The sequence below is a fragment of the Saprospira grandis str. Lewin genome (assembly GCF_000250635.1).
GTDB classification, from domain to species: Bacteria; Bacteroidota; Bacteroidia; order Chitinophagales; family Saprospiraceae; genus Saprospira; species Saprospira grandis.
The window spans coordinates 330499-350160 of sequence record NC_016940.1; the positions used below are offsets into that span (position 1 = coordinate 330499).

The 19662-nt window shown below is 46.7% G+C and carries 21 protein-coding genes; 9 read left to right on the plus strand and 12 right to left on the minus strand.

From position 1 onward, the window contains the following. Positions 1-2: 2 nt before the first annotated feature. Positions 3-1457, plus strand: a complete 1455-nt coding sequence (locus SGRA_RS01445) for a leucine-rich repeat domain-containing protein (protein WP_014373328.1) — start codon at positions 3-5, stop codon at positions 1455-1457. Between the two features lie 133 nt (positions 1458-1590). Beyond that, the gene (porG, locus tag SGRA_RS01450) at positions 1591-2403 is read left to right on the plus strand and encodes a type IX secretion system protein PorG (protein ID WP_014373329.1); all 813 of its coding nucleotides are present in this window, start codon (positions 1591-1593) and stop codon (positions 2401-2403) included. Positions 2404-2695: 292 nt separating this feature from the next. On the opposite strand, the gene SGRA_RS01455 is transcribed toward porG, so the two are convergent. Further along, a complete protein-coding gene (locus SGRA_RS01455) occupies positions 2696-3040 on the minus strand; it encodes a DUF5684 domain-containing protein (protein WP_014373330.1) in 345 nt (114 codons plus the stop codon). Positions 3041-3140: 100 nt separating this feature from the next. Here SGRA_RS01455 and rpiB point away from each other — a divergent pair, with 100 nt between their 5' ends. The 5 genes from rpiB to SGRA_RS01475 all read left to right on the plus strand — a co-directional run bounded on the left by rpiB (position 3141) and on the right by SGRA_RS01475 (position 7569). Beyond that, positions 3141-3590 carry a ribose 5-phosphate isomerase B gene (gene rpiB / locus SGRA_RS01460; RefSeq protein ID WP_014373331.1) on the plus strand — a complete coding sequence of 150 codons (450 nt, stop codon included), beginning with the start codon at positions 3141-3143 and terminating at the stop codon, positions 3588-3590. Positions 3591-3687: 97 nt separating this feature from the next. Then, on the plus strand, positions 3688-4110 hold the full coding sequence (locus SGRA_RS23910; protein WP_014373333.1) for a transposase: 423 nt from the start codon (positions 3688-3690) through the stop codon (positions 4108-4110). 357 nt (positions 4111-4467) lie between these two features. After that, the gene (locus tag SGRA_RS23915; RefSeq protein ID WP_342626603.1) at positions 4468-4665 is read left to right on the plus strand and encodes a DDE-type integrase/transposase/recombinase; all 198 of its coding nucleotides are present in this window, start codon (positions 4468-4470) and stop codon (positions 4663-4665) included. Between the two features lie 39 nt (positions 4666-4704). After that, positions 4705-4995 (plus strand): integrase core domain-containing protein, encoded by a 291-nt coding sequence (locus SGRA_RS23920; RefSeq protein WP_281046525.1) that lies wholly within the window; start codon positions 4705-4707, stop codon positions 4993-4995. 375 nt (positions 4996-5370) lie between these two features. Beyond that, positions 5371-7569 carry a VIT domain-containing protein gene (locus tag SGRA_RS01475; protein WP_245538613.1) on the plus strand — a complete coding sequence of 733 codons (2199 nt, stop codon included), beginning with the start codon at positions 5371-5373 and terminating at the stop codon, positions 7567-7569. A 57-nt stretch (positions 7570-7626) separates the two neighbouring features. On the opposite strand, the gene fabD is transcribed toward SGRA_RS01475, so the two are convergent. Both fabD and SGRA_RS01485 read right to left on the minus strand, forming a co-directional pair. Beyond that, positions 7627-8508 carry an ACP S-malonyltransferase gene (gene fabD, locus SGRA_RS01480; protein WP_014373337.1) on the minus strand — a complete coding sequence of 294 codons (882 nt, stop codon included), beginning with the start codon at positions 8506-8508 and terminating at the stop codon, positions 7627-7629. 184 nt (positions 8509-8692) lie between these two features. Continuing rightward, positions 8693-9787 carry an Mrp/NBP35 family ATP-binding protein gene (locus SGRA_RS01485; protein WP_014373338.1) on the minus strand — a complete coding sequence of 365 codons (1095 nt, stop codon included), beginning with the start codon at positions 9785-9787 and terminating at the stop codon, positions 8693-8695. A gap of 108 nt (positions 9788-9895) precedes the next feature. Here SGRA_RS01485 and SGRA_RS01490 point away from each other — a divergent pair, with 108 nt between their 5' ends. Next, a complete protein-coding gene (locus tag SGRA_RS01490) occupies positions 9896-10729 on the plus strand; it encodes an ion transporter (protein ID WP_014373340.1) in 834 nt (277 codons plus the stop codon). A gap of 526 nt (positions 10730-11255) precedes the next feature. Here SGRA_RS01490 and SGRA_RS01495 read toward each other — a convergent pair. Genes SGRA_RS01495 through SGRA_RS01505 form a run of 3 tightly spaced genes read right to left on the minus strand, consistent with a single transcriptional unit; the run spans position 11256 to position 14579 of the window. Beyond that, the gene (locus tag SGRA_RS01495) at positions 11256-12197 is read right to left on the minus strand and encodes a hypothetical protein (protein WP_014373341.1); all 942 of its coding nucleotides are present in this window, start codon (positions 12195-12197) and stop codon (positions 11256-11258) included. Between the two features lie 41 nt (positions 12198-12238). Further along, positions 12239-12886 (minus strand): hypothetical protein, encoded by a 648-nt coding sequence (locus SGRA_RS01500; protein WP_014373342.1) that lies wholly within the window; start codon positions 12884-12886, stop codon positions 12239-12241. 10 nt (positions 12887-12896) lie between these two features. After that, positions 12897-14579 carry a 1-acyl-sn-glycerol-3-phosphate acyltransferase gene (locus SGRA_RS01505; RefSeq protein WP_050981152.1) on the minus strand — a complete coding sequence of 561 codons (1683 nt, stop codon included), beginning with the start codon at positions 14577-14579 and terminating at the stop codon, positions 12897-12899. 295 nt (positions 14580-14874) lie between these two features. Here SGRA_RS01505 and prmA point away from each other — a divergent pair, with 295 nt between their 5' ends. Then, complete coding sequence (gene prmA, locus SGRA_RS01515) at positions 14875-15705, plus strand: 50S ribosomal protein L11 methyltransferase (protein ID WP_014373344.1); 831 nt, start codon at positions 14875-14877, stop codon at positions 15703-15705. 209 nt (positions 15706-15914) lie between these two features. On the opposite strand, the gene blaOXA is transcribed toward prmA, so the two are convergent. The 6 genes from blaOXA to SGRA_RS01545 all read right to left on the minus strand — a co-directional run bounded on the left by blaOXA (position 15915) and on the right by SGRA_RS01545 (position 19537). After that, positions 15915-16739 carry a class D beta-lactamase gene (gene blaOXA, locus SGRA_RS01520; RefSeq protein ID WP_014373345.1) on the minus strand — a complete coding sequence of 275 codons (825 nt, stop codon included), beginning with the start codon at positions 16737-16739 and terminating at the stop codon, positions 15915-15917. Between the two features lie 198 nt (positions 16740-16937). After that, on the minus strand, positions 16938-18182 hold the full coding sequence (locus tag SGRA_RS01525; RefSeq protein WP_014373346.1) for an NAD(P)/FAD-dependent oxidoreductase: 1245 nt from the start codon (positions 18180-18182) through the stop codon (positions 16938-16940). Between the two features lie 103 nt (positions 18183-18285). Next, positions 18286-18582, minus strand: a complete 297-nt coding sequence (gene trxA / locus SGRA_RS01530) for a thioredoxin (RefSeq protein ID WP_014373347.1) — start codon at positions 18580-18582, stop codon at positions 18286-18288. 3 nt (positions 18583-18585) lie between these two features. Next, positions 18586-18792 carry a hypothetical protein gene (locus SGRA_RS01535; protein WP_041329434.1) on the minus strand — a complete coding sequence of 69 codons (207 nt, stop codon included), beginning with the start codon at positions 18790-18792 and terminating at the stop codon, positions 18586-18588. Beyond that, positions 18776-19216: a rhodanese-like domain-containing protein gene (locus SGRA_RS01540; RefSeq protein WP_014373349.1), complete on the minus strand. Its 441-nt coding sequence runs from the start codon at positions 19214-19216 to the stop codon at positions 18776-18778. Before SGRA_RS01540 ends, SGRA_RS01535 begins: the two co-directional genes overlap by 17 nt. A 9-nt stretch (positions 19217-19225) precedes the next feature. Further along, complete coding sequence (locus tag SGRA_RS01545; protein WP_014373350.1) at positions 19226-19537, minus strand: rhodanese-like domain-containing protein; 312 nt, start codon at positions 19535-19537, stop codon at positions 19226-19228. Positions 19538-19662: the final 125 nt, after the last annotated feature.

Below are 19662 nucleotides of genomic sequence, written 5' to 3' on the forward strand. Positions count from 1 at the left end.
AGATGAAACTAATCTTTTCGCTCTGCCTTTGGCTATTGAGCAACTCTATTTTATTGGCCCAGCTCAACATGAGCGCAGCGCCATCGGGCCAAGCCAAGGCCGTCAAAGAACAGTATTTGGACCTAGAAGACGGTCGTCGGCTTTTGCAGGCCGAGCGTTTAGCTGATTTAGATATTAGCTACCAGGCCCTTGTACTAGAAGAAGAAGAGCTCAGCAGCTTGCCGGCTACAATTGGCCAATATAGCGAGCTGCGTTACCTTTCGCTTTGGGGGCAAGAAGCGCTAGAAGAGCTGCCCGAAGAAATTGGCCAGCTACAAAATTTAGAAGTCTTAATCCTAAATAGTACAGGGATCAAGCGCTTGCCCGCCAGCATTGGGCAGCTCCAAAACCTCCGAATATTGGACCTAGGCAATTGCCAACTGCAGCAGCTGCCCGAAGGGCTGGGCCAACTCCAAGCCCTAGAAGCGCTTAATCTGTCGGCTAATCAACTAGAAGAGCTCCCCCCTAGCATTGGACAATTGCAGGCCCTAAAAATGGCCGACCTAAGCAGCAACCGCCTGCAAGAGCTGCCCAATGAATTTTCCCAACTGACCCAACTAGAAGAACTGGCCCTAGAAAATAACCTGCTCTCTTTTCTGCCTTCTAACTTTGGCGGATTAGTTGCCCTAAAAACATTAGTGCTCGCCGAAAACCAACTGGACCAACTGCCGGCCTCTCTTGGCCAACTAAAACAACTAGAACTATTAGAACTCCAAGATAATGACCTGGGCCAACTTCCTGCCCAAATTGGCCAACTCCAAAGCCTAGTAGAGCTAGACCTCTCGGATAACTTTCTGCAGCAACTGCCCCCAGAAATTGGCCAACTCCAAGCCTTGAAAAGCCTATTTATTACAGAAAACGAACTGCAGCAACTGCCCGCAGAGTTTGCCCAGCTCAAAAACTTGCAAGAACTACAATTGCAAGAAAATAAGTTGACAGCCCTGCCCCGAAACTTTGGTAAATTGAGCCAGCTAGAAGAGCTGCAGCTCAGCGAAAATAAGTTGGAGGCCCTGCCCAAATCTATCAAAAGACTCAAAAAACTCTCTAGCCTAAACCTGAGCAATAATGAAATTTACCTCTTCCCAAAAAATGCTTCTGGCATCAAAAATTTAATCGCCCTAGACCTAGAAGGGAATTACATAGAAGAACTTCCAGAGGAAATTCAAGAGCTCCAAAACCTAGAGTTTCTGATCCTTTATGATAACGAACTCCGCAATTTGCCCCCCTATTTACAAGATTTAAGCGCCCTGCGCCGTTTAGATATTAGCGATAATGAATTTGAGGCTTTTCCAGAGGTGCTCTACCAAATGCGCCAACTCAAAGACCTCATCCTAAATGTAGATCAGTTTGAGCCCACTAAAATACAAACCCTAAAAAACCGCCTACTCAACTGTAATATAGGCCCCTATGAAGGCTAGCCAATCGTTTTTTGCCCTCACTTCTTAAAAAACAATAGCGATCGATTCAAATTTTACCTTTTCTTGCATATTTTTTGCGCCTTTGCGCCAAGCCCTAATTTAGCCCTTGCGCAAGCCTGACTAAACAACTATTATGAAACGATTTGCATTGCTTTTTATCTTTGCCGCGCTCTCTCTGAGCTCCCTATCCGCCCAACGCAATTGGGAACTAGGTGCTGGCGTTGGCGCCGCCTCCTATTTTGGCGACCTCAACCCCTTTTTTACGGTCAAACACCCCGGCCCAGCCATTAACCTGCTCGCCCGCAAAAATTTTGATGGCCGCATCTGCCTGCGCCTCAATGCTGGCTTTGCCCATGTTTGGGCCGATGATGCCCAATCGGCTAGCGATTATGCCCAAGCCCGCAACCTCCGATTTCAATCTAAGGTCCTCGAAGGCTCGGCAATTATTGAGTTTAATTTCCAAGATTTTCATGGCGATAGCCGAGACGATGCCGATATCTCGCCCTACCTTTTTGCAGGGGCCGGCATGATGTATTTCAACCCCCAAACCCGCTACAATGATGTGCTCTACGACCTACAACCACTAGGCACCGAGGGCCAAGCTCCCGGCCAAGAATATAGCCTCTTTAGCCCGGTCGTGATTCTGGGCATCGGCCTCAAATTCCATGTCGATTATCACTGGAGCTGGAATGTAGAGTTGGGCCATCGGGCTACTTTTACCGACTACCTCGATGATGTCAGCGGCAGCTACGCCAATGTGCAAACCGTTGGCGATTATAATGGGACCATCGCCGCCGCTCTCTCCGATCGCTCGATCGAAATTTCAGATGTTCGCCTAGGTGGCAATGGCCGACAAAGAGGCGACAGCAGCACCAAAGATAGCTATATGATGCTTACGGTGGGCTTTTCTTACCGTTTTATGCCTTTGCATTGCCCTGCTTATTAATGGGTTTTGGGGCTTGCCCGCCCTGCGGGCGGGCCGGGCTGGGTACTCCCGTTGGTCGTCGAACTGGCGCCCCTTCGGGGCTGGTTGTCGCAGCTCGCAGGTCTGCTCGGCCGTTATTCCCTTCGGTCATCGAACTGCGGCTTTCAGCCTTGTTGTCAGCGCTAAAGCGCTTCGGTCTGGCCCTGCGGGCCACTGCTTTCCATCCCTAAGCCAATCGAAAAGGCGGCGATGCCGCCAAAAGAAAAAGGAGCAAACAGAAAATTCTGTTTGCTCCTTTTTTGCGCCTTCCCGACTAGCCAAAATGGTCCAACTCATCTAGTGTTCCCTGATAGTTGGCCTCGCCAAAGCCCAGCAGAGGCAGAAAAACAAAGGGTAAAAAAATCATCCCCATGGCAAAGCCTGTTCCCTTCCCAAAACGCTTGGCAATTTCTATGGGCACCACAAAAATGGGAATAATCGGCAGGATAATCCACCAAAGGGGCTTTTCGGCAATTTCTAAAGCCACAATAATATTATAGATCGGCACAATAGCCGCCCAGCCGGGTTTGCCCGCCTTCTCAAAAATTTTCCAGCTGCCCGCAATGATGCCAAAAACGACCAAGAGGTAGACAATCAGGAGTACAATTATACTTGCCATAATAATTAAGTTCTTCTTTTTAATCCGTTGCAAAGCATAAATTAGGTATTTTTGCCAGTAAATTGCCGCTTATTCTATTAAAACTAAAAAAATATATCCCATGCTAAGCAGTACTATTGCCCTGGCAGGCGACCATGCCGGATTTGATTATAAAGAAGCCCTCAAGGCGGTTCTGATTGAAAAAGGCTATAGCGTAAAAGATTTTGGTCCAAATGCTAGTGATTCTGTAGATTATCCCGACTATATTCACCCCATGGCCCAAGCCATGGAAGAAGGTGACTTTAAGCTGGGCATTATTGTCTGCGGCAGCGGAAATGGGGTGGCCATTACCGCCAATAAATATCCACATATTCGGGCGGCCCTTTGCTGGTTGCCAGAGCTAGCTAGTCTGGCCCGCCAACACAATGATGCCAATGTTTTGGCCCTGCCCGCTCGCTTTATTGAGCTAGAGGCGGCCAAAAATATTCTAGATAGCTTTTTATCTGCCGACTTTGAGGGTGGGCGCCACGCCCGCCGAGTCGCTAAAATTGCCGATGGCCTTAATTTTTAAGCCGAGAGAAAGAAAAAAAAAAGAGAGCTCTGGCTCTCTTTTTTTTTGGCCCTATTGTCTTGTCCTGATATACTGATACAACAAAAACAGAAGATAGATGGAAAATAAAGAAGGTCAGTATGTTAAGCGGACGCAAAAAGATTATACCTTAGCTTTTAAGCTCCAAGTTGTGTCGGAAGTAGAAAATGGCGAGATTGGATTAAGGGCGGCTCAACGGAAGTATGGGATACAAGGAGACAGTACAATTCGGACATGGATCGAGAAACATGGCCAATACGATAAAAGCTATAAATTAAGAAGTATGAAGAAGAGTCCAGAACAAGAATTGATGGAGTTGCGTCAGCAATTGAAGCTTTTAGAGAAGAAAAATCGTCGCTTGGAAAAGGAGCTAAATCAGGCAGATAAGAAGGCCTTGTTTTTTGATATGATGATAGATATAGCGGAAGAAGAGTTTGAAATTCCAATCAGAAAAAAGTCTTTACCCGAACAGTTGATAAATTCCAAAAAGAAGAAAAAATAAGCTTAAGTGGCTTATGTCGATTGGTCGGGATAAATCGTCAGCAGTACTATAGATCGAAGGCGAAACATAGATCTAATCAGGGTTTGGCAGAAAAAGTAGTTGCCTTAGTTCAAGAAGTACGGAACAAAATGCCTCGCTTAGGAGGCCGCAAATTGTACCATTTACTTCAATCTGAGTTGAAGGCTCTGCGAGTAGGCCGAGATAAGTTTTTTACTATTTTGCGGGCCAACAATCTGCTAGTTCGACCTCGAAAGAACTATCATACAACGACAAATTCCTTCCACCACTACAGAAAGCATAAGAACAAGATAGCTGATTTGAAAATTTATCGGCCAGAGCAAGTCTGGGGTTTCAGATATTACTTACATTGGAACGAGAGAAAATCCAATGTATTTAGCCTTGGTCACAGACGCTTATTCTAAGCAAATAATGGGATATGATGTCTCTGACAGCTTGAGCAGTATTGGCTCTATTCGAGCCTTAAAACAGGCTGCAAAGCGTCGTTTATATCCTAACGAAGAGCTGATTCATCATTCTGATCGGGGCATTCAGTAATGCTCAAATGATTATCAGCAAGTACTCAAAGAGTTAGGCATAAGTTGTTATATGACTGAGTCTTATGACCCTTATGCAAATGCCGTAGCAGAGCGAATAAATGGAATATTAAAGCAAGAGTTTATTGCAGATTTTTTCCATTTAGGGCTAGATGCGATGAAGAAAATAGTGGCTCAAAGTATTGATATTTACAACCAAGCGCGGCCACATTGGTCTTGTCAATTTATGCCGCCTGCTGAAATGCACCAACAACAAGAGCTCGAATATAAGAGCTATAAAAAGAAAACAACTCTAGCCCAAGATCATCTTAAGCCAGAGTTGTTAAATTGACAACAAGTTATTTCCGTAAGATTTTTTGACCTTTTTGAAGGAGGTCAAAATCTTCCAGAATAACTTTTCACCCGTATTTAATCAGAATTTTATTGCTTTAAATTCTGTATCAGTTTTTCAGGACGGGACATATGCGTCTAGCAGGGCCGAAGGCCCGCAGGCTGAGGGGCTGTAGCAGGGCCGCCGAAGGCGGCAGACCCAGGCGGCAAAGCCGCCGCAGGGCCGAGCAGACTTGCGAGCTGCGCAATGGCCCGACCCGAGCGCAGCGAGTGGGCAGCCCCAAAAAAACAATCTTAAAATCGTTCTGCGCTGCGCCAAAATGGCCATAATTGCATCTTATAAGGTATAGATTCAATTCACTTAACTGCTATCCTTATGAAATTATTGATGTCTTTTTGTCTGCTGCTCCTCAGTCTCCCTATTTGGGCCAGCGGCTTTCTGATTGTAATGCCCGACGGTAGTGGCAATGGCCGACAAGTTTTGTTTCCACTAGAAAACCGCAGCACGCAGGTCGAAGTAGAAGTTAGCGATTTTATGGCCTCTACTTCCATTAAACAAAGCTTTTATAACCCAACAAACAGCCGCTTAGAAGCTTATTTTTTGTTTCCTGTGCCCAAGGAGGTCGTGATTCAGCGATTTGCCATGACGGTGAACGGAAAAATGCAGGAGGCCGAGCTACTAGATGCCAAAAAGGCCAAGCAAATTTATGAGCAAATTGTGCGGCAGGCCAAAGATCCCGCCCTGCTCGAATATTATAATCAAGAACTATTTAAGGTCCGAATTTTCCCGATTGAGCCCCGCTCCGAGCAAAAAATTGAACTGACTTACCATCAGGCACTCAAAAAAGATGATGGCGGTTTGAGCTATAGACTGCCCATGAATAGCGCTAAATTTTCGGCCAAACCCATCCAAAACATCAGCCTGCGATTAAAACTCAAAAACCAGCAAGCGATCAAAAATGTCTATAGTCCTAGCCATGAAATTGAGCTCATCCGCAAAGGCGAAAAGGCGGCTAGCGTAGGTTTTGAGCAAAAAAATGTACGGCCCGATCGAGATTTTGAGCTCTATTGGCGAGCCGAAGATAAGGCCATTAGCAGCTCTTTATTGCAATACCAAAAGGGCAAAGAAGATGGCTATTTTTTCCTCAATTTGAGTCCGGGCTGGACCGATCCCAAAGCCGTGATGGCCAAGGATGTCGTCTTTGTTTTTGACAAATCGGGCTCTATGTCAGGCAAAAAAATGGAGCAAGCCCAAAAAGCCCTAAAATTCTGCGTCGATAATCTGGGACCAGAAGATCGCTTTGAGCTGATCCCCTATTCTACCGAGGCCCAAAGCCTTTTTGGGCAGCTCAAAAGCAATAGCAAAACCAACCGAGAAGAGGCCAAAGAATATATTGACGAGCTGCGGGCCATTGGCGGCACCAATATCGAAGAAGCCCTGCAAATGGCCCTCGACCGCAAAGAAAAAAAGGCCAAACGTCCATTTTTTGTCATCTTCATGACCGATGGCAAACCCACTATTGGCGAAATTGAGCCCCAAGCTCTTTTAGATAAATTGGCGGGCTACCAAAAAGACCAGGTGCGCATTTTTACCTTTGGCATTGGTAGCGATATCAATACTAAATTATTGGACCAAATGACCGAGATGTCTAAAGGCTACCGCGATTATGCCCTAGAAGATGAAGATTTAGAACTCAAACTCTCTAACTTCTACCTCAAGGCCGCCTCTCCCGTCCTCAGCAATATCGAATTGGTCTTTGATAAAAATGTAAAAGTAGAACAACTCTATCCCCGCAAAACCGAGGACCTCTTCCGTGGCGAAAGCCTCAATATTATGGGCCGCTACAAGGGAGAGGGACCCGCTAAGCTCCAACTCAAAGCTTTGGTCAATGGGGAGGAAAAAACCTTTGAGTTCCAACTGGATTTCAAGAAAAAGCAGGAGGAACACAGCTTTATTCCCGACCTCTGGGCCCTTAGAGCCGTAGGCTATCTCTTGGACCAAATCCGCTTTAATGGCGAACAAGAAGAGCTCAAACAAGAGGTCATCCGCCTAGCCAAAAAGCACGGCATTATTACCCCCTACACCAGCTATTTGATTGTGGAGGACCAACCGATTGCGACAAATCCAGGTATTCGTCCTATTCCTAGACGAGCCCCTCAGGTTTTTCAGGAAGAACTAGACGATCAGCTGCAGAGAGATGCCGCCCAAGGACTCAAAGAGAGCTCTGGAACGGCCTCCGTCCGTGCTTCTAGACGGTTCAAAAAGATGAATCAGGCCCAAAACATGGCCGAAATGGAGCAAGAAAGAGCCGAACTAAACAATAAAGACTTGGCTCAAGATAATGCCTCGGCTATTGTCAACCGCTCTGGCCGTGCCCTCTACCGCCAAGGCAATAATTGGGTAGATGCCAATTATCTACTACTCGATAAGGCGCCCAAAAACCTACGTCGAGTGGCCTTTAATTCTAAGGAATACTTTAAGCTACTCCAAGAAGATGGCCTGCAAGACATTCTGGCCCTCGGCAATAACATTACCTTCGAATGGAAGGAAGAATGGATCGAAATTTATGAATAAAGCAAAAAGGCCAGCTCTTTTCAGAGCTGGCCTTTTTTATCGGTCCAAAATGCGCAATTACTTGAGCATTTCCATGCCTACGCTACGGTCAATTTTGCGAAGCATACCCAACAAAATGCGGCCACGGCCACCTACCTCGGTAAACTCCTGCATACCGTCCGCAATCATTTTCTCTACCGATTGCTGCCAGCGCACCGCCCCCGTCAATTGCTGAATCAAATTCTGCTTGATGACTTCTGGATCTTGGCTCGGACTAGCTGTCACATTTTGGTAAATGGGACAGAAGGGCGCATTAAACTGCGTTTTCTCAATAGCCGCCTGCAAACGATCTTGGGCCATTTTCATCAAGGGAGAGTGGAAAGCCCCACCTACCTTGAGGGGAATCACCTTGGCCCCCGCTTCCTTCAATGCTTCAGAGGCTTTGGCCACCCCTTCTACAGAACCCGAAATCACCAATTGGCCGGGGTTATTGTAGTTGGCTGGCACCACCACTTCTTCCACTTCTGCGCAGATCTTCTCCACCAATTCGATGTCACGGCTCATAATGGCCGCCATGGTTCCCTCTACCGCTTCACAAGCCGCTTGCATAGCCAAAGCCCGCTCAGAAACCAACTTAAGGGCCTCTTCAAAAGAGAGTGCGCCACAGGCAACAAGGGCCGTAAACTCGCCCAAAGAGTGACCCGCCACCGCTTGGGGACGATCCGCCTCTTCTACCTTGGTCAAATAGGTGATGATGGCATGCAAAAATACCGCTGGCTGCGTAATTTTGGTCTGTAGCAAATCCTCTTCGCTACCCTTGCGCATGACTTCCGTAATATCAAATCCAAGAATCTCATTGGCTTGAGCAAAAAGGGCTTGGGCCTGCTCAGAACTTTGGTAAAGCTCCTCGCCCATGCCTGCAAATTGGGCGCCTTGGCCCGGAAAAATAAAGGCTTTCATATAAAGGTTGAGTTATTTCTAATTTTATTTGGGGGCTGCCCCGCCCTGCGGGCGGGTCGGGCTGTATCGCAGCTCGCTGCTCGCTCGGCCCTGCGCCGCCTGCGGCGGCTGGGTCTGGCCCTTCGGGCCACTGCTGTCCATCCCTCAGCCGAATTGGCCCCTGCGGGGCCAATTGGACCAACGGCTATGACTGAACATTCACCATAGAAGTGGGCGGCATCGCCTCATTTCTAATGGCTACCTGCCGCAAGGTCTGACGGGCCACATTCATAAAGGCTTCTTTAGTAATAGGGTCTTCATTTAGAATGGCGGGCAAGCCATTGTCGCCCCCCTCCCGAATAGCCTGCACCAAGGGAATTTGGCCCAAAAGTACGCTATTCGATTCTTTGGCCAATTGCTTGCCGCCTCCTTGTCCAAAGATGTAGTATTTATTGTTGGGCAGTTCGGCTGGCGTAAACCAAGCCATATTTTCCACTACGCCCAAAATGGGAACATTCACATTGGGTAGACGGAACATATTCATGCCCTTGACTGCATCGGCCAAAGAGACCTCTTGGGGGGTAGTGACCATCACGGCCCCGGTTACGGCTACCGTTTGGACCAAAGTGAGTTGCACATCTCCGGTGCCTGGAGGCAAATCAATAATCAAATAATCGAGCTCGGGCCATAGGCAATCTTGAAAAAACTGCTTAATGATGCCCGCCAAACGAGGTCCACGAAGCACCACCGCCTGTTCGGGCTCAATAATATAGCCCATAGAAATAGAGGGAATTCCATATTTCTCAATGGGGACAATTTTAGGCTGTCCATCCACATCCTTAATTCTAGGGCGCTGCTTTTGCAAGCCTAGCATGGTCGGCAAAGAAGGACCATAAACATCCGCATCCATAATGCCTACTCTAGCACCAAGGGCCTTTAGGCCTAAAGCTAAATTGAGTGATACAGTGCTCTTCCCTACGCCCCCTTTTCCAGAAGCTACGGCAATAATATTCTTAATCTGGGGCACAATAGAAGTTGGGGCCGTTTGGACCACCGTTGTTTTTACATGTATATGCACCTCGGCCTCTGGAAAAACCGAATTGACGGCTGCTATACAGGCAAAGTTGAGGCTGTTTTTGGTCCCACTATCCATATTGGCGGGCAAAAGTAGGCTAAAACTAACATTCTGCTCATCAGTTTCAAGCTGCTCCACCATTCGAGCCGAGATAATGTCCTCCCCCGATTTGGGGTCCTTGACCTCTCGGAGTGCCTCGATAATTTTTTGTTTATTCAGTTCCATAAAATGAACGCTTTTTTAGATGACTGGCTTTTGCTATCTTCAGGCAAACGCCCCCCATCTGAATATGTTTGACAAAAGGGGGCTCAAAACTACGCAACAAAAATTAAAATGAAGAGAACAGAGCGCCCCAAAAATTGGGCAGCTTGGCGAGAACGGCTGCATGTGATTATCTTTGAGGCCGATACCTTGGCCGGAAAAACCTTTGATGTCTTGCTGCTCATCGCCATCTTTTGTAGTGTTTTGGCGGTTTCTCTAGAGAGTGTACAGGAGTACCAAAAGGACTACGGAACCCTATTTTATGTCCTAGAATGGGTCTTTACTATTTTCTTTAGCCTAGAGTATATCTTGCGGATTATGGCGGTTTATCAGGCTAGGCGCTATGTCTTTAGCTTTTTTGGCATTATTGATTTGTTGTCTATTCTTCCGACTTATTTGGGCCTGTTTTTCCCTATTTCTGGGGGCTTATTGACAGTTCGTGCGCTGCGGCTCATCCGTATTTTTCGGATTTTCAAGCTGGGGGGCTTTCTCAATGAGGGCAATCTCCTCTTGGGCGCGCTCTACCGCTCTAGGGCCAAAATTACCGTTTTTCTCAGCTTTATTAGTTTATTGGTGGTGGTTTTGGGCAGCCTGATGTACCTAATTGAGGGGCAGGCTGACTCTGGTTTCACCTCTATTCCCCGCAGTATTTACTGGGCCATTGTCACCCTCACTACCGTGGGTTATGGCGATATTGCTCCGGCCACTCCTTTGGGCCAATTTGTGGCCGCCCTCATTATGATTTTGGGCTATGGCGTGATCGCGGTCCCTACGGGCATGGTTACAGCCGAAATCATCCAACAAGAAAAAGGCGCCGCCCCTAGCACCCAGGTTTGCAAAGCTTGCCTAAAAGAGGGCCATGCTCAAGATGCGATTTACTGTAAATATTGTGGCGAAGAACTATAAGCTCATGAAAAGACTTCCTTGTGACTGACAAGAAGCTGTTCGCAATAAAAAAGTGGGCCTTGTAGCTGACAAGAACCTATTCTTAACAACAAAGTGGTCCATGCGGCTGACAAGAAGCTATTCGCAATAAAAAAGTGGACCTTGTAGCTGACAAGAAGCAATCTGAGAATTACAAATCCCCTCAAGAGGCTTAATTTTACAGTTTTACAGGCCCGAAGGGCCGCAGGCCACAACAAGCCCTTTAGGGCGTCTTCGACGACCAAAGGGAGTAACCGATGTGAAGCAGTGGCCGTCAGGCCAGACCGAGCGAAAACTTGTTTTTTGCGAAGGGCCGAGCGACCCGACCAACGGGAGCCGACGCAGCGAAGCAAGTAACAGCGAGCTGCGGAAGGTAGCGCCGACGAGCGTAGCGAGGCGACAACAAGGCTGCAAGCCGCAGTTCGACGACCAACGGGAGTAACGCCCCAAAACAGAAAAAGGCCTAGCTCCTTACAGAACTAGACCTTTATATTAGAGAGAAATCCTCTTATTTTTTGACAATCACAACGATTTTGTCGGTTTTCCAGAACTCCTCGGCATTATTGACCTCTAGGCGGTTGCCATTGATGGTATAAGAGCTTTCGGGGCGGGCGGGAAGCACGGCAATAATCTCGCCTTCGGTGCCACATTCGATTTGGTTGCTCTCAAAATAATTGATGCTCGAGCTATTGGCGCGGACGGCAGACTGGTACTGCTTGGTCAGCTTCATGCTAAAGCGGCTAAGGATGCCTTTTCGGCGGAGGGTTTTCTTACTTCCGCAGGCCACATAGCCCTTAGCTTGCTCATCGATAAAGACATTTTTGCGGTTAAGCTCCTCGATAGTCGTGGTGAGTTGGCGGTTCGTGCTTTCGAGGTCTTCATTTTTAGTTTTGAGTTCCTCATAGGCTTCGGCCAGGTTGCCTTCGCTTTCGAGCAGCTGCGACTCCATTTTAGAGAGGGCGGTACGTAGGCCATCGATTACGCCTTGGGCCTCTTCTAGTTCCTTCTCTTTGGCCATCACCTTTGTTTCGGCCTGAGAGATCATTTTGCGGAGCTGTTCATTTTCGATGCGGAAGCTATTGAGGCGGGCCTGCATTTGGCGGGCTTGGCCATTAGACTTCTCATTGGCATCTTTGAGTGCTTGGAGGCGGGCGATAATCGTTTGGCGTTGAGAAATATCGCCAGACATCTCCTTACTTTGGCTCAGCTTCTGAATTTCCTTATCGCGGGTTTCGATAGCACGGAGAGTATCCTCAATAGCGTTAAGCGTTTCGATTGTTTCGGAGTATTCGCCACGAATTAGGCGGTCCTCCTCGCTCATGGCATTGAGTTTTTGTTGAATAGCTGCATTTTCGTCTAGCAACTGTTCATATTCTGACTTATAATTATTGCAAGCTGAAAAAAGGAAGCTAGCGAGCAATAAAAAGCTAAAAAGGTAGGTGGTGCGCATAAAAAAGCTACTTCATTAGAAAGTGATGATAATAGATGGTTTTACTTGAGTCGCCAGTACTGTTTGGGGTCTACTGACTCGATAATCAGCTCGCCATTTTTCAGATAAGGCAGGGCTGGCGATAGGTCGAGGACAAAATCCTGTTGTTCTCCCACTTGCTCGAGGAACATGATGGTATAGGGAGCTTGTTGTTCGATGCGGCCAGTAATTTGGCAGCGGATATCGTTAGAGAGGTGCACATCAGCCAGGAAGCTTCCATCGGTTTCGTTGAGTTCGACAAACTTCATGGAGAGAATTTCCTTATCGGCGGCATGTTCATACTCTACTTTACCCACAAAAGGCTTAGCGGTTAAGATGTCCTTGGAGGGTAATTTAATACTTTTTTGAATATTTGCGAGGGCTTCTTGGGCTTCGGCTTTTCGTTTTCCTTCTGGAAAGTCGGCCAAGTATTTTTTATAAAAATAGACGCGGTTTTCCATTTGGGCCTGTGCAAAGAGCAGGCGTTCTTTTTTGTTGGCCAGCTGCTCTTTAAAGCTATGCTCGGGATATTGGCTAACAAAGCTATCGAGGGCGGCTAAGCTATTGGCTTTTTCGGCAGTTTGCCAGGCGGCCTCTTCTTCTGGAGATACATTGGGGCCGCAACTAAAGAGCAGCAGGGCTAGGGGCAGCCATAGGAGACGGTAATACATCTTTAGGGTTTTAAATTTTAATCAATCGGTGCAGGCCATAGGCCTTCATGCGGTTATGATAATAATATAGCAAATTGAGGTCTTCACTTTCATAGCAATTCTCTTTTTTGTTCCAAAAAAGAGGCTTATTGACATGAAATGCGCCAATATTTTGCAGGCCATCGGCCACCAATTCTTCTAGGCTATTTTTGGCCAACATCTCTGATAGTTTGAGTTCTCCCTTGGCCTCTAGCTCTTTTAGGGCAGTTCGGAGCAGCTTCAAGTTATCAAAGAGCAGGGCTTGGCTAATTCGGCGTTCTTCTTTTGGCAAACGCAAGATACCGTATAAATCTTGTTCTTTTTGTCTTGCTTTAATAATATTGAAGGCCGTAAAAGCCAAAAGATGGCTAGAGAGAACCACATTTTCCACCCTAAAGCGTTCAACAATTTTATCGGCTAGGCGCTCGGTATAGACCTCATTGCGTTGGCGATCATAGCAAAGTTGCCCCGCAGAAGTATAATAATCTTTAAGGTCCACTTCTCGGCCTTGGGGGTCTAGGCTACGTCCCTCTTCATCTACAAAGTTGCCCATAACGTCCATGGGTTGCCCAAAATTGACCAAAATCTCGGAGCTATTATAGACAAATTGCCGTAGATACTTCAGAATACCCATAGCGCTAAATCCGCTACCTTCAGGGATATAGAGTTCCTTACCCGTATACTTCAGATGCTGTTCGATTAGGCTTTTAGCCTCTAGCACAAAGTGGTAATTGAGGACCACAGGTACAATGTAAACCTTATTTTTTTCGCCTCTTTCCAAAACCGCTCCTTGGGCATCAATGGCCGTACCGAGCAGGCCCAACTTCAGGCGCTCTTCTAGGGCACCATTTCTAGAGCGGGTACCGCCCGGAAAAAAGAGCGAGTGCACCCCTCTTTCAATAGAAAGTTGAGAAAAGGACTTCAGGCTTTCTAGGTAAAAAGGATTTTTCTTTCGCCGGTCTAGGGTATAGGCCCCCAGTCGGCTAAAGAAATAGGACATAATTTTATTGTTGAACAGATTGAGCCCTGCCCCATAAGAAAAGGCCAACATACCGATTCTATCGGCGGCCCATCCAATCAGAATAGAATCTAGATTAGAAAAGTGCGTGGGCACAAAGACCACCGTTCCCTTATCGACCAAAGAGCGCAGCTCTTCCACATGCCCAGAAATCCGCAATTTTTTGCGCAAATCGGCCTTGCGGATCGTCATGGTATTAAGGATAGAGTTGAAGAGCATGGGCAGAAGAATTCGGGCCAATTTATAGGTAGAAATCTTAAAATTGCCCGTAATTTCTTCTGTGTAACGTCTCAAAATTCGCTCAGAAAGTTGCTCATGATGCGCTTGGGCCTCGGCCCCTTCCAGTTTGGCCCCCTTAACCAATTTTCGGCGGATATCGCCCCAAAAATCGAGTTCATCTGGGGGGTCTACTTTCCAAGGGTTTTCTAAAATTCGTTGTCGTTCTTTATAGACTACGGCAGCAATTTTCTGGGCCAACTCTCCCCCTTTTTTCTGGGCAATCAAGCGGTCTTGCGTAAAGGCCACCAGCTGGTCCATAAACGCTTTTTTATCTCGATACAATTGATTGATGGGCCATTTATTGAGGTCCTCAATCACAGAGGGCAAGGGATAGGCTTTTTCTGCCTGATAAGACTGATCCTCCTGTTCTATTTTCATGTAAAGGGGCTTAAATGAAAAATTAAAGTGTATTTTTGCAGGCCAATAAGGGCCCAAATTACTCTTTTTTTATCTTGGGGCCTCCCCTCGCCCTTAGGGGCTCGGGGCGCTACGTTTCGGGGCTCGCAGGTCTGCTCGGCCCTTCGCTGCTTTTGGGCTTCGCCTCAAAAGCAGCTTGGTCTGCGGCTTCGCCGCCCCCCTACACATCGCTAGGCCGTTCGGGCTTCGCCCGCTCGAGAGCGGGGCCATTCCAATTTATGATATTTTGCTGGGCCTACAAACATATAAAAAACTTATGCAAACTTACCTTTCTTTTTCCTTTTCAGTAGCTGAAGAAGACCAACAAGAGCAGTTAATTGCGCTTTTGGCCGATTTTCCCTTTGAGGGTTTTCAGCAAGAGGAAGAGGCCCTAACGGCCTTTTTGCCTCAGTCTGCCCTAGATGAGCAGCTAAAAAGCTTTTTGGCCCAATTGGCGCCCAAATGGCCAGAGGCCCAAATTACAGAAATTGCGCCTACCAACTGGAATGCCCAGTGGGAGTCGGATTATCAACCCGTTGAAGTAGATGACTTCTGTCTTATTCGGGCCAATTTTCATGCACCTGCGGCAAAACATATTGAGCATGAGATTGTCATTACGCCCAAAATGTCTTTTGGTACTGGGCATCATGCCACTACTTATATGGTTTTGCAGGCCATGCGTCCCTTGGACCTAAAAGGCAAAAAGGTCATGGATTTTGGTTGTGGGACAGCCGTTTTGGCCATCATGGCGGCCTATTTGGGGGCCAAAGATATTTTTGCCTTTGATTTTGATCCTTGGGCCTATGAAAACTCGCTGGAGAATGTGGCCAACAACTGCCCAGAGGCCCCTTTGCGTTTGGCCCAGGGGGGAAGCGAATTATTGGAAGGCGAAACAGATTATGATTTAATTTTGGCCAACATCAATCGCAATGTAATTTTATCTTCTATGTTGGATATGGTGGCGGCCTTAAAGCCTGGCGGGCAATTGATTTGCTCTGGCTTTTTGGAGGAAGATATTCCCTTAATTATAGAAAAGGGCCAAGGGCTCCGTTTATTGGAGCAGAAAGCTCGAGAAAAGTGGCGTTGCCTCATTTTTGAGAAAGGCTAAATGAGAAAAGCAGAGGAAGATCTTCCTCTGCTTTTTTTGGTCCAAATTCTGGATGTAGAGGCGAGCGTAGCGAGCCGGCTGAGGGATGGGCAGCAGTGGCCCGAAGGGCCAGACCAAAGCGCGAAGCGCTGCAGGGCCGAGCGAACAGCGAGCTGCGATACAGCCCGACCCGAGCGCAGCGAGTGGGCAGCCCCAAAAAAGGATACTTATTATAATAACAAATCGATAGCTTTTAAGGTGACTTCTTTTCTGGCTGCGGTAAACTTATCGAGTTCTAGGCCTTCTTTTGGGACGATATTCGTGGCAAAAAAGTAGGTTTTATCTTTGCTTTCGAGGTAGCCGACAAACCAGCCATTATGGTCTCCATCTCGGCTTGCCCAGCCTGTTTTTCCTCTTAGAATATAATCCTCTTCTTGGGTAATAATCATCATTCGGCTCATGATTTCTTTGGTGCGGGCCCTAATGGGCAATTGGTCTTGGTAGAACCTTTTCAGAAAATCGATTTGATCAAACTGGCTAATTTTGGAGTTCCCTTCTAGCCAGAATAGGTCAATATTTGATGAGTCTACCTGCATCTCGCCAAAATTCAGTTTAGCGAGATGTTTCTTCATTCTTTTGGCGCCAATTTTTCTGGCTAATTCTTGGTAGCAAGGGACGCAAGAGTAGTGAAAGGCCTTTTTGAGGCTAAGGTCTTGTTCCCAGCTAGCGAAGGTCCTTGGTTTTTGGTCCCAATAGAAGATTGTACTATCATCTTTGAGCAGGGCGGTTTCTAGCCCAATGATGGAGTGAGGTATTTTGAAGGTAGAGGCGGGTAGGCGTCCTGATTGGGCCCAGTGATACTCATTGGAGTAGTAGGTATTTGTTTGCAGCTCATAGATTAAAATAGCGCCTCGAACATTTGCGGAGTCGAGAATTGGGTGAAATTCTGTTTTAATTTCTTCTTTAGGCCCTGCTATTTCGATCTGTTTTTTGGGCTGGGAGTTGGTGCAAGAAAGGGCTAAGATTAGGATAGCGACAGAAAAGTATTGATACATGGCGAAGTTTGCTATTAGGGATTTTCAGCTACAATCTTGTAGTTCTGGGCTAAGGTAGCGATAAAGCTTGGTCTAAAAAAAACGAAAGCCAGCAACCGTAGTTACTGACTTTCTATCCTGACAATTACACCATCCATCCTTAAATTCTTCTATGATTCAGCAAGAGGAAACAGAGGCGAATGGATAAAAGAGGAACGCCTAAACTTGTTTCCCTTTCATCATGTAATTCCAGTACAAATAGGGAAGCATATACTTCTTGAGCATCCAGAGACGCCAGTGTTCCTTAGCCGAATTAAAGACAAGCATTTGCTTGAGTTTGGGATCGGGAATAAAGTTATTTTTATAATCGAATTCGGCTAGGGCCATTTTTCCGTAGCCGGTAACGAGGGGGCAAGAAGAGTAGCCATTGTATCGTTTGGCGCTAATATCTTGGCCTTTCATGAGGCGGAGAATACTTTCTACCACGATAGGGGCTTGTTTGCGTATAGCGGCCCCTGTTTTGGCGGTGGGCAATTGGGCCACATCACCTAGGCTAAAGACATTGGGAAACTTGACATGTTGCATTGTTTCGATATTCACATCCACCCAACCTGCCTCGGAGGCCAAAACAGAATTTTTGACAAAATCGGGAGCGGTTTGGGGTGGTGCTAGGTGCATCATATCATAATGAATACCCACTAGGCCGTCTTTTTCTTCAATTTTGGCATTAGAGTTTTCATTATAAAGGCTTTTATGGTCGGCCATTTCGAACCAAGCGATTTGGTTGGGGCCATCTACCTTAACCAAACGGTGCCCAAAACGGAGATGAATATCGTTGCGGTCCACTACCTTCATCAGGGTTTCGGCGATAGGTTTCACGCCAAAGATCTTAGAGCCAGGAGAGGCAAAAACGATATCTGTTTTATCCTTCAGGCCAGCCTTTTTAAAGTGGTCGGCAGCTAGGTACATAATTTTTTGGGGAGCGCCACCGCACTTAATGGGCGTAGTGGGCTGCGTAAAGAGAGCTGTACCGCCTTTAAAGTTTTGGAGGACCTTCCAGGTATGTTTGGGGTCGGTATAATTGCTACAAACTACCCCTTTATCGATTGCTTCAGAGAGGCCTTCCACCAAAGAGCAGTCGATTTTGATACCGGGAGCGACCACGAGGTAGTCATAGGTATAATCACCTTCTTTACAGTGGAGTTTATTATTATCGGGATCGAAGCCCGTGGCATAATCTTGGATCCAATCTACGCCAGCGGGGATAAGGCTAGCCATAGGGCGGGCGGTATCCTCATAATTATAAGTATTGGCACCGACTAGGGTCCATGCGGGTTGGTAATAGTGTGTTTTTGCGGGTTCTACTAAGCCGATAGAAAGGCTAGCATTTTCTTTTTTGAGTTGGGAAGAAACCATAATTCCGGCTGTTCCTCCACCGATGACGAGTACCTGATAATGTTTCATAATATATTGGATAGTTGCTGACTGTCTGACTCGGTTAAACTGGGCGTTCCTCTAAGCAGAGCAGGCAATCATTGGTGAATAGTCAGTACAAATAATATAAGGCCTAGCTGTGGGTCTTAATTACTTTTTGTAGTTGGTCTGCTGATGCAACACCAGCCTGTTGCCAGAGTGCTTGGCCATTTTTGAACAGCATGATTGTGGGGATAGAGCGGATACCATATTGGGCAGATAATTTTTGGTTTTTATCTACATCAATTTTGATAATGCGGACCGCATCGCCCATTTTATCTTTTACCTCTTTGAGGATGGGGGGCATCATTTTGCAGGGGCCGCACCAGACTGCGTAGAAATCTACGAGTACGGGGGTGTCGCCACTAATGATTTCTTGAAATTTGCTCATAACTTATGATTCTTTTAGGTGATTGTTTTTGGGAGAGTAAGGCAGTTGGCAACTGCCTAGGCAGGGTTTATGAAAAACGCCTTGATAAAGAAGGAATAGGCCTAAAATTAGCATCCAGGGGCTATGACTATAGTAGACATCTATTAGGAAGAAGATCGCCATAGTTAGGCGGAGGATGCGCATGAAGGGCCATTTATTTGACCACTTCATAGCCTGCTCTTTGCCAAGCCATAATTCCTCCATTGAGGTTATAGACTTCTGTGAATCCTAGGCTTTTCATGCGGGCCACAGCACGGCCAGAACGAGCGCCAGAGCGGCAATAGACATAAACGGCTTTTGTTTTGTCTAGGCCTTCAATATTTTGATCAAAGGCCGAGTCATTCCAATTGATTTTATCGGCTCCTTTGAGGGTACCTTGGGCCCATTCTCCGGGGGTGCGAACATCCACTAATTGGACCTCTGGGCCAGCGGCTTCTACTGCGGCTTTAAAGTCGGCAGCAGAGATATTTTTAGCTAGTTGCGTAGCAGCAGGGCTAGCGGCTTCTTTTTTATCGAGCTCTTGTACTTTTTGGGCTTCTTGGGCATTGCAAGAGACAAAAATAAGAGCGGCTACAAAAAGCGATAGATATTTCATTGTACAGATTTAGAGTTGTTTATTCAAACTGGTCCAGGCGCCGCCATTAACGGCCTTGATGCCCCAAGCATTGAGTTGGTTAGCAGCTTGGCCGGAGCGGTTTCCGGAGCGGCAACAGGTAATGATTGGACCGGGAAGTTGTTTTAATTTTGCTTGAAAGTCGGCCAAATTGCCCAAGGGCATATTGATGCTCCCTTCGATATGGCCCATGCCATACTCCATAGGGGTACGTACATCAACGATAGGGCAACCTTTTTCAATGGCGTCCTTGACTTCCTGAGGGAGTTCTTGTGGTTTGAACAAAAAATCGAAAAATCCCATTTTATCTTTATTTTTGAGGGTGAAGAGAGCAAAAAGTGGCTGTACTTCTTGCTTTTCTTAACCTAAAATTAAAGCATGCTTGATACTTTATTGGTGACAGTCGTCACATCAAAACAAAGCTAAGC

Excerpts from the sequence above, each read along its gene's own strand:
- SGRA_RS01445 (WP_014373328.1), top strand. The coding sequence starts at position 3 with ATGAAACTAATCTTTTCGCTCTGCCTTTGGCTATTGAGCAACTCTATT.
- porG (WP_014373329.1), top strand. The coding sequence starts at position 1,591 with ATGAAACGATTTGCATTGCTTTTTATCTTTGCCGCGCTCTCTCTGAGC.
- SGRA_RS01455 (WP_014373330.1), bottom strand. The coding sequence starts at position 3,040 with ATGGCAAGTATAATTGTACTCCTGATTGTCTACCTCTTGGTCGTTTTT.
- rpiB (WP_014373331.1), top strand. The coding sequence starts at position 3,141 with ATGCTAAGCAGTACTATTGCCCTGGCAGGCGACCATGCCGGATTTGAT.
- SGRA_RS23910 (WP_014373333.1), top strand. The coding sequence starts at position 3,688 with ATGGAAAATAAAGAAGGTCAGTATGTTAAGCGGACGCAAAAAGATTAT.
- SGRA_RS01475 (WP_245538613.1), top strand. The coding sequence starts at position 5,371 with ATGAAATTATTGATGTCTTTTTGTCTGCTGCTCCTCAGTCTCCCTATT.
- fabD (WP_014373337.1), bottom strand. The coding sequence starts at position 8,508 with ATGAAAGCCTTTATTTTTCCGGGCCAAGGCGCCCAATTTGCAGGCATG.
- SGRA_RS01485 (WP_014373338.1), bottom strand. The coding sequence starts at position 9,787 with ATGGAACTGAATAAACAAAAAATTATCGAGGCACTCCGAGAGGTCAAG.
- SGRA_RS01490 (WP_014373340.1), top strand. The coding sequence starts at position 9,896 with ATGAAGAGAACAGAGCGCCCCAAAAATTGGGCAGCTTGGCGAGAACGG.
- SGRA_RS01495 (WP_014373341.1), bottom strand. The coding sequence starts at position 12,197 with ATGCGCACCACCTACCTTTTTAGCTTTTTATTGCTCGCTAGCTTCCTT.
- SGRA_RS01500 (WP_014373342.1), bottom strand. The coding sequence starts at position 12,886 with ATGTATTACCGTCTCCTATGGCTGCCCCTAGCCCTGCTGCTCTTTAGT.
- SGRA_RS01505 (WP_050981152.1), bottom strand. The coding sequence starts at position 14,579 with ATGAAAATAGAACAGGAGGATCAGTCTTATCAGGCAGAAAAAGCCTAT.
- prmA (WP_014373344.1), top strand. The coding sequence starts at position 14,875 with ATGCAAACTTACCTTTCTTTTTCCTTTTCAGTAGCTGAAGAAGACCAA.
- blaOXA (WP_014373345.1), bottom strand. The coding sequence starts at position 16,739 with ATGTATCAATACTTTTCTGTCGCTATCCTAATCTTAGCCCTTTCTTGC.
- SGRA_RS01525 (WP_014373346.1), bottom strand. The coding sequence starts at position 18,182 with ATGAAACATTATCAGGTACTCGTCATCGGTGGAGGAACAGCCGGAATT.
- trxA (WP_014373347.1), bottom strand. The coding sequence starts at position 18,582 with ATGAGCAAATTTCAAGAAATCATTAGTGGCGACACCCCCGTACTCGTA.
- SGRA_RS01535 (WP_041329434.1), bottom strand. The coding sequence starts at position 18,792 with ATGAAGTGGTCAAATAAATGGCCCTTCATGCGCATCCTCCGCCTAACT.
- SGRA_RS01540 (WP_014373349.1), bottom strand. The coding sequence starts at position 19,216 with ATGAAATATCTATCGCTTTTTGTAGCCGCTCTTATTTTTGTCTCTTGC.
- SGRA_RS01545 (WP_014373350.1), bottom strand. The coding sequence starts at position 19,537 with ATGGGATTTTTCGATTTTTTGTTCAAACCACAAGAACTCCCTCAGGAA.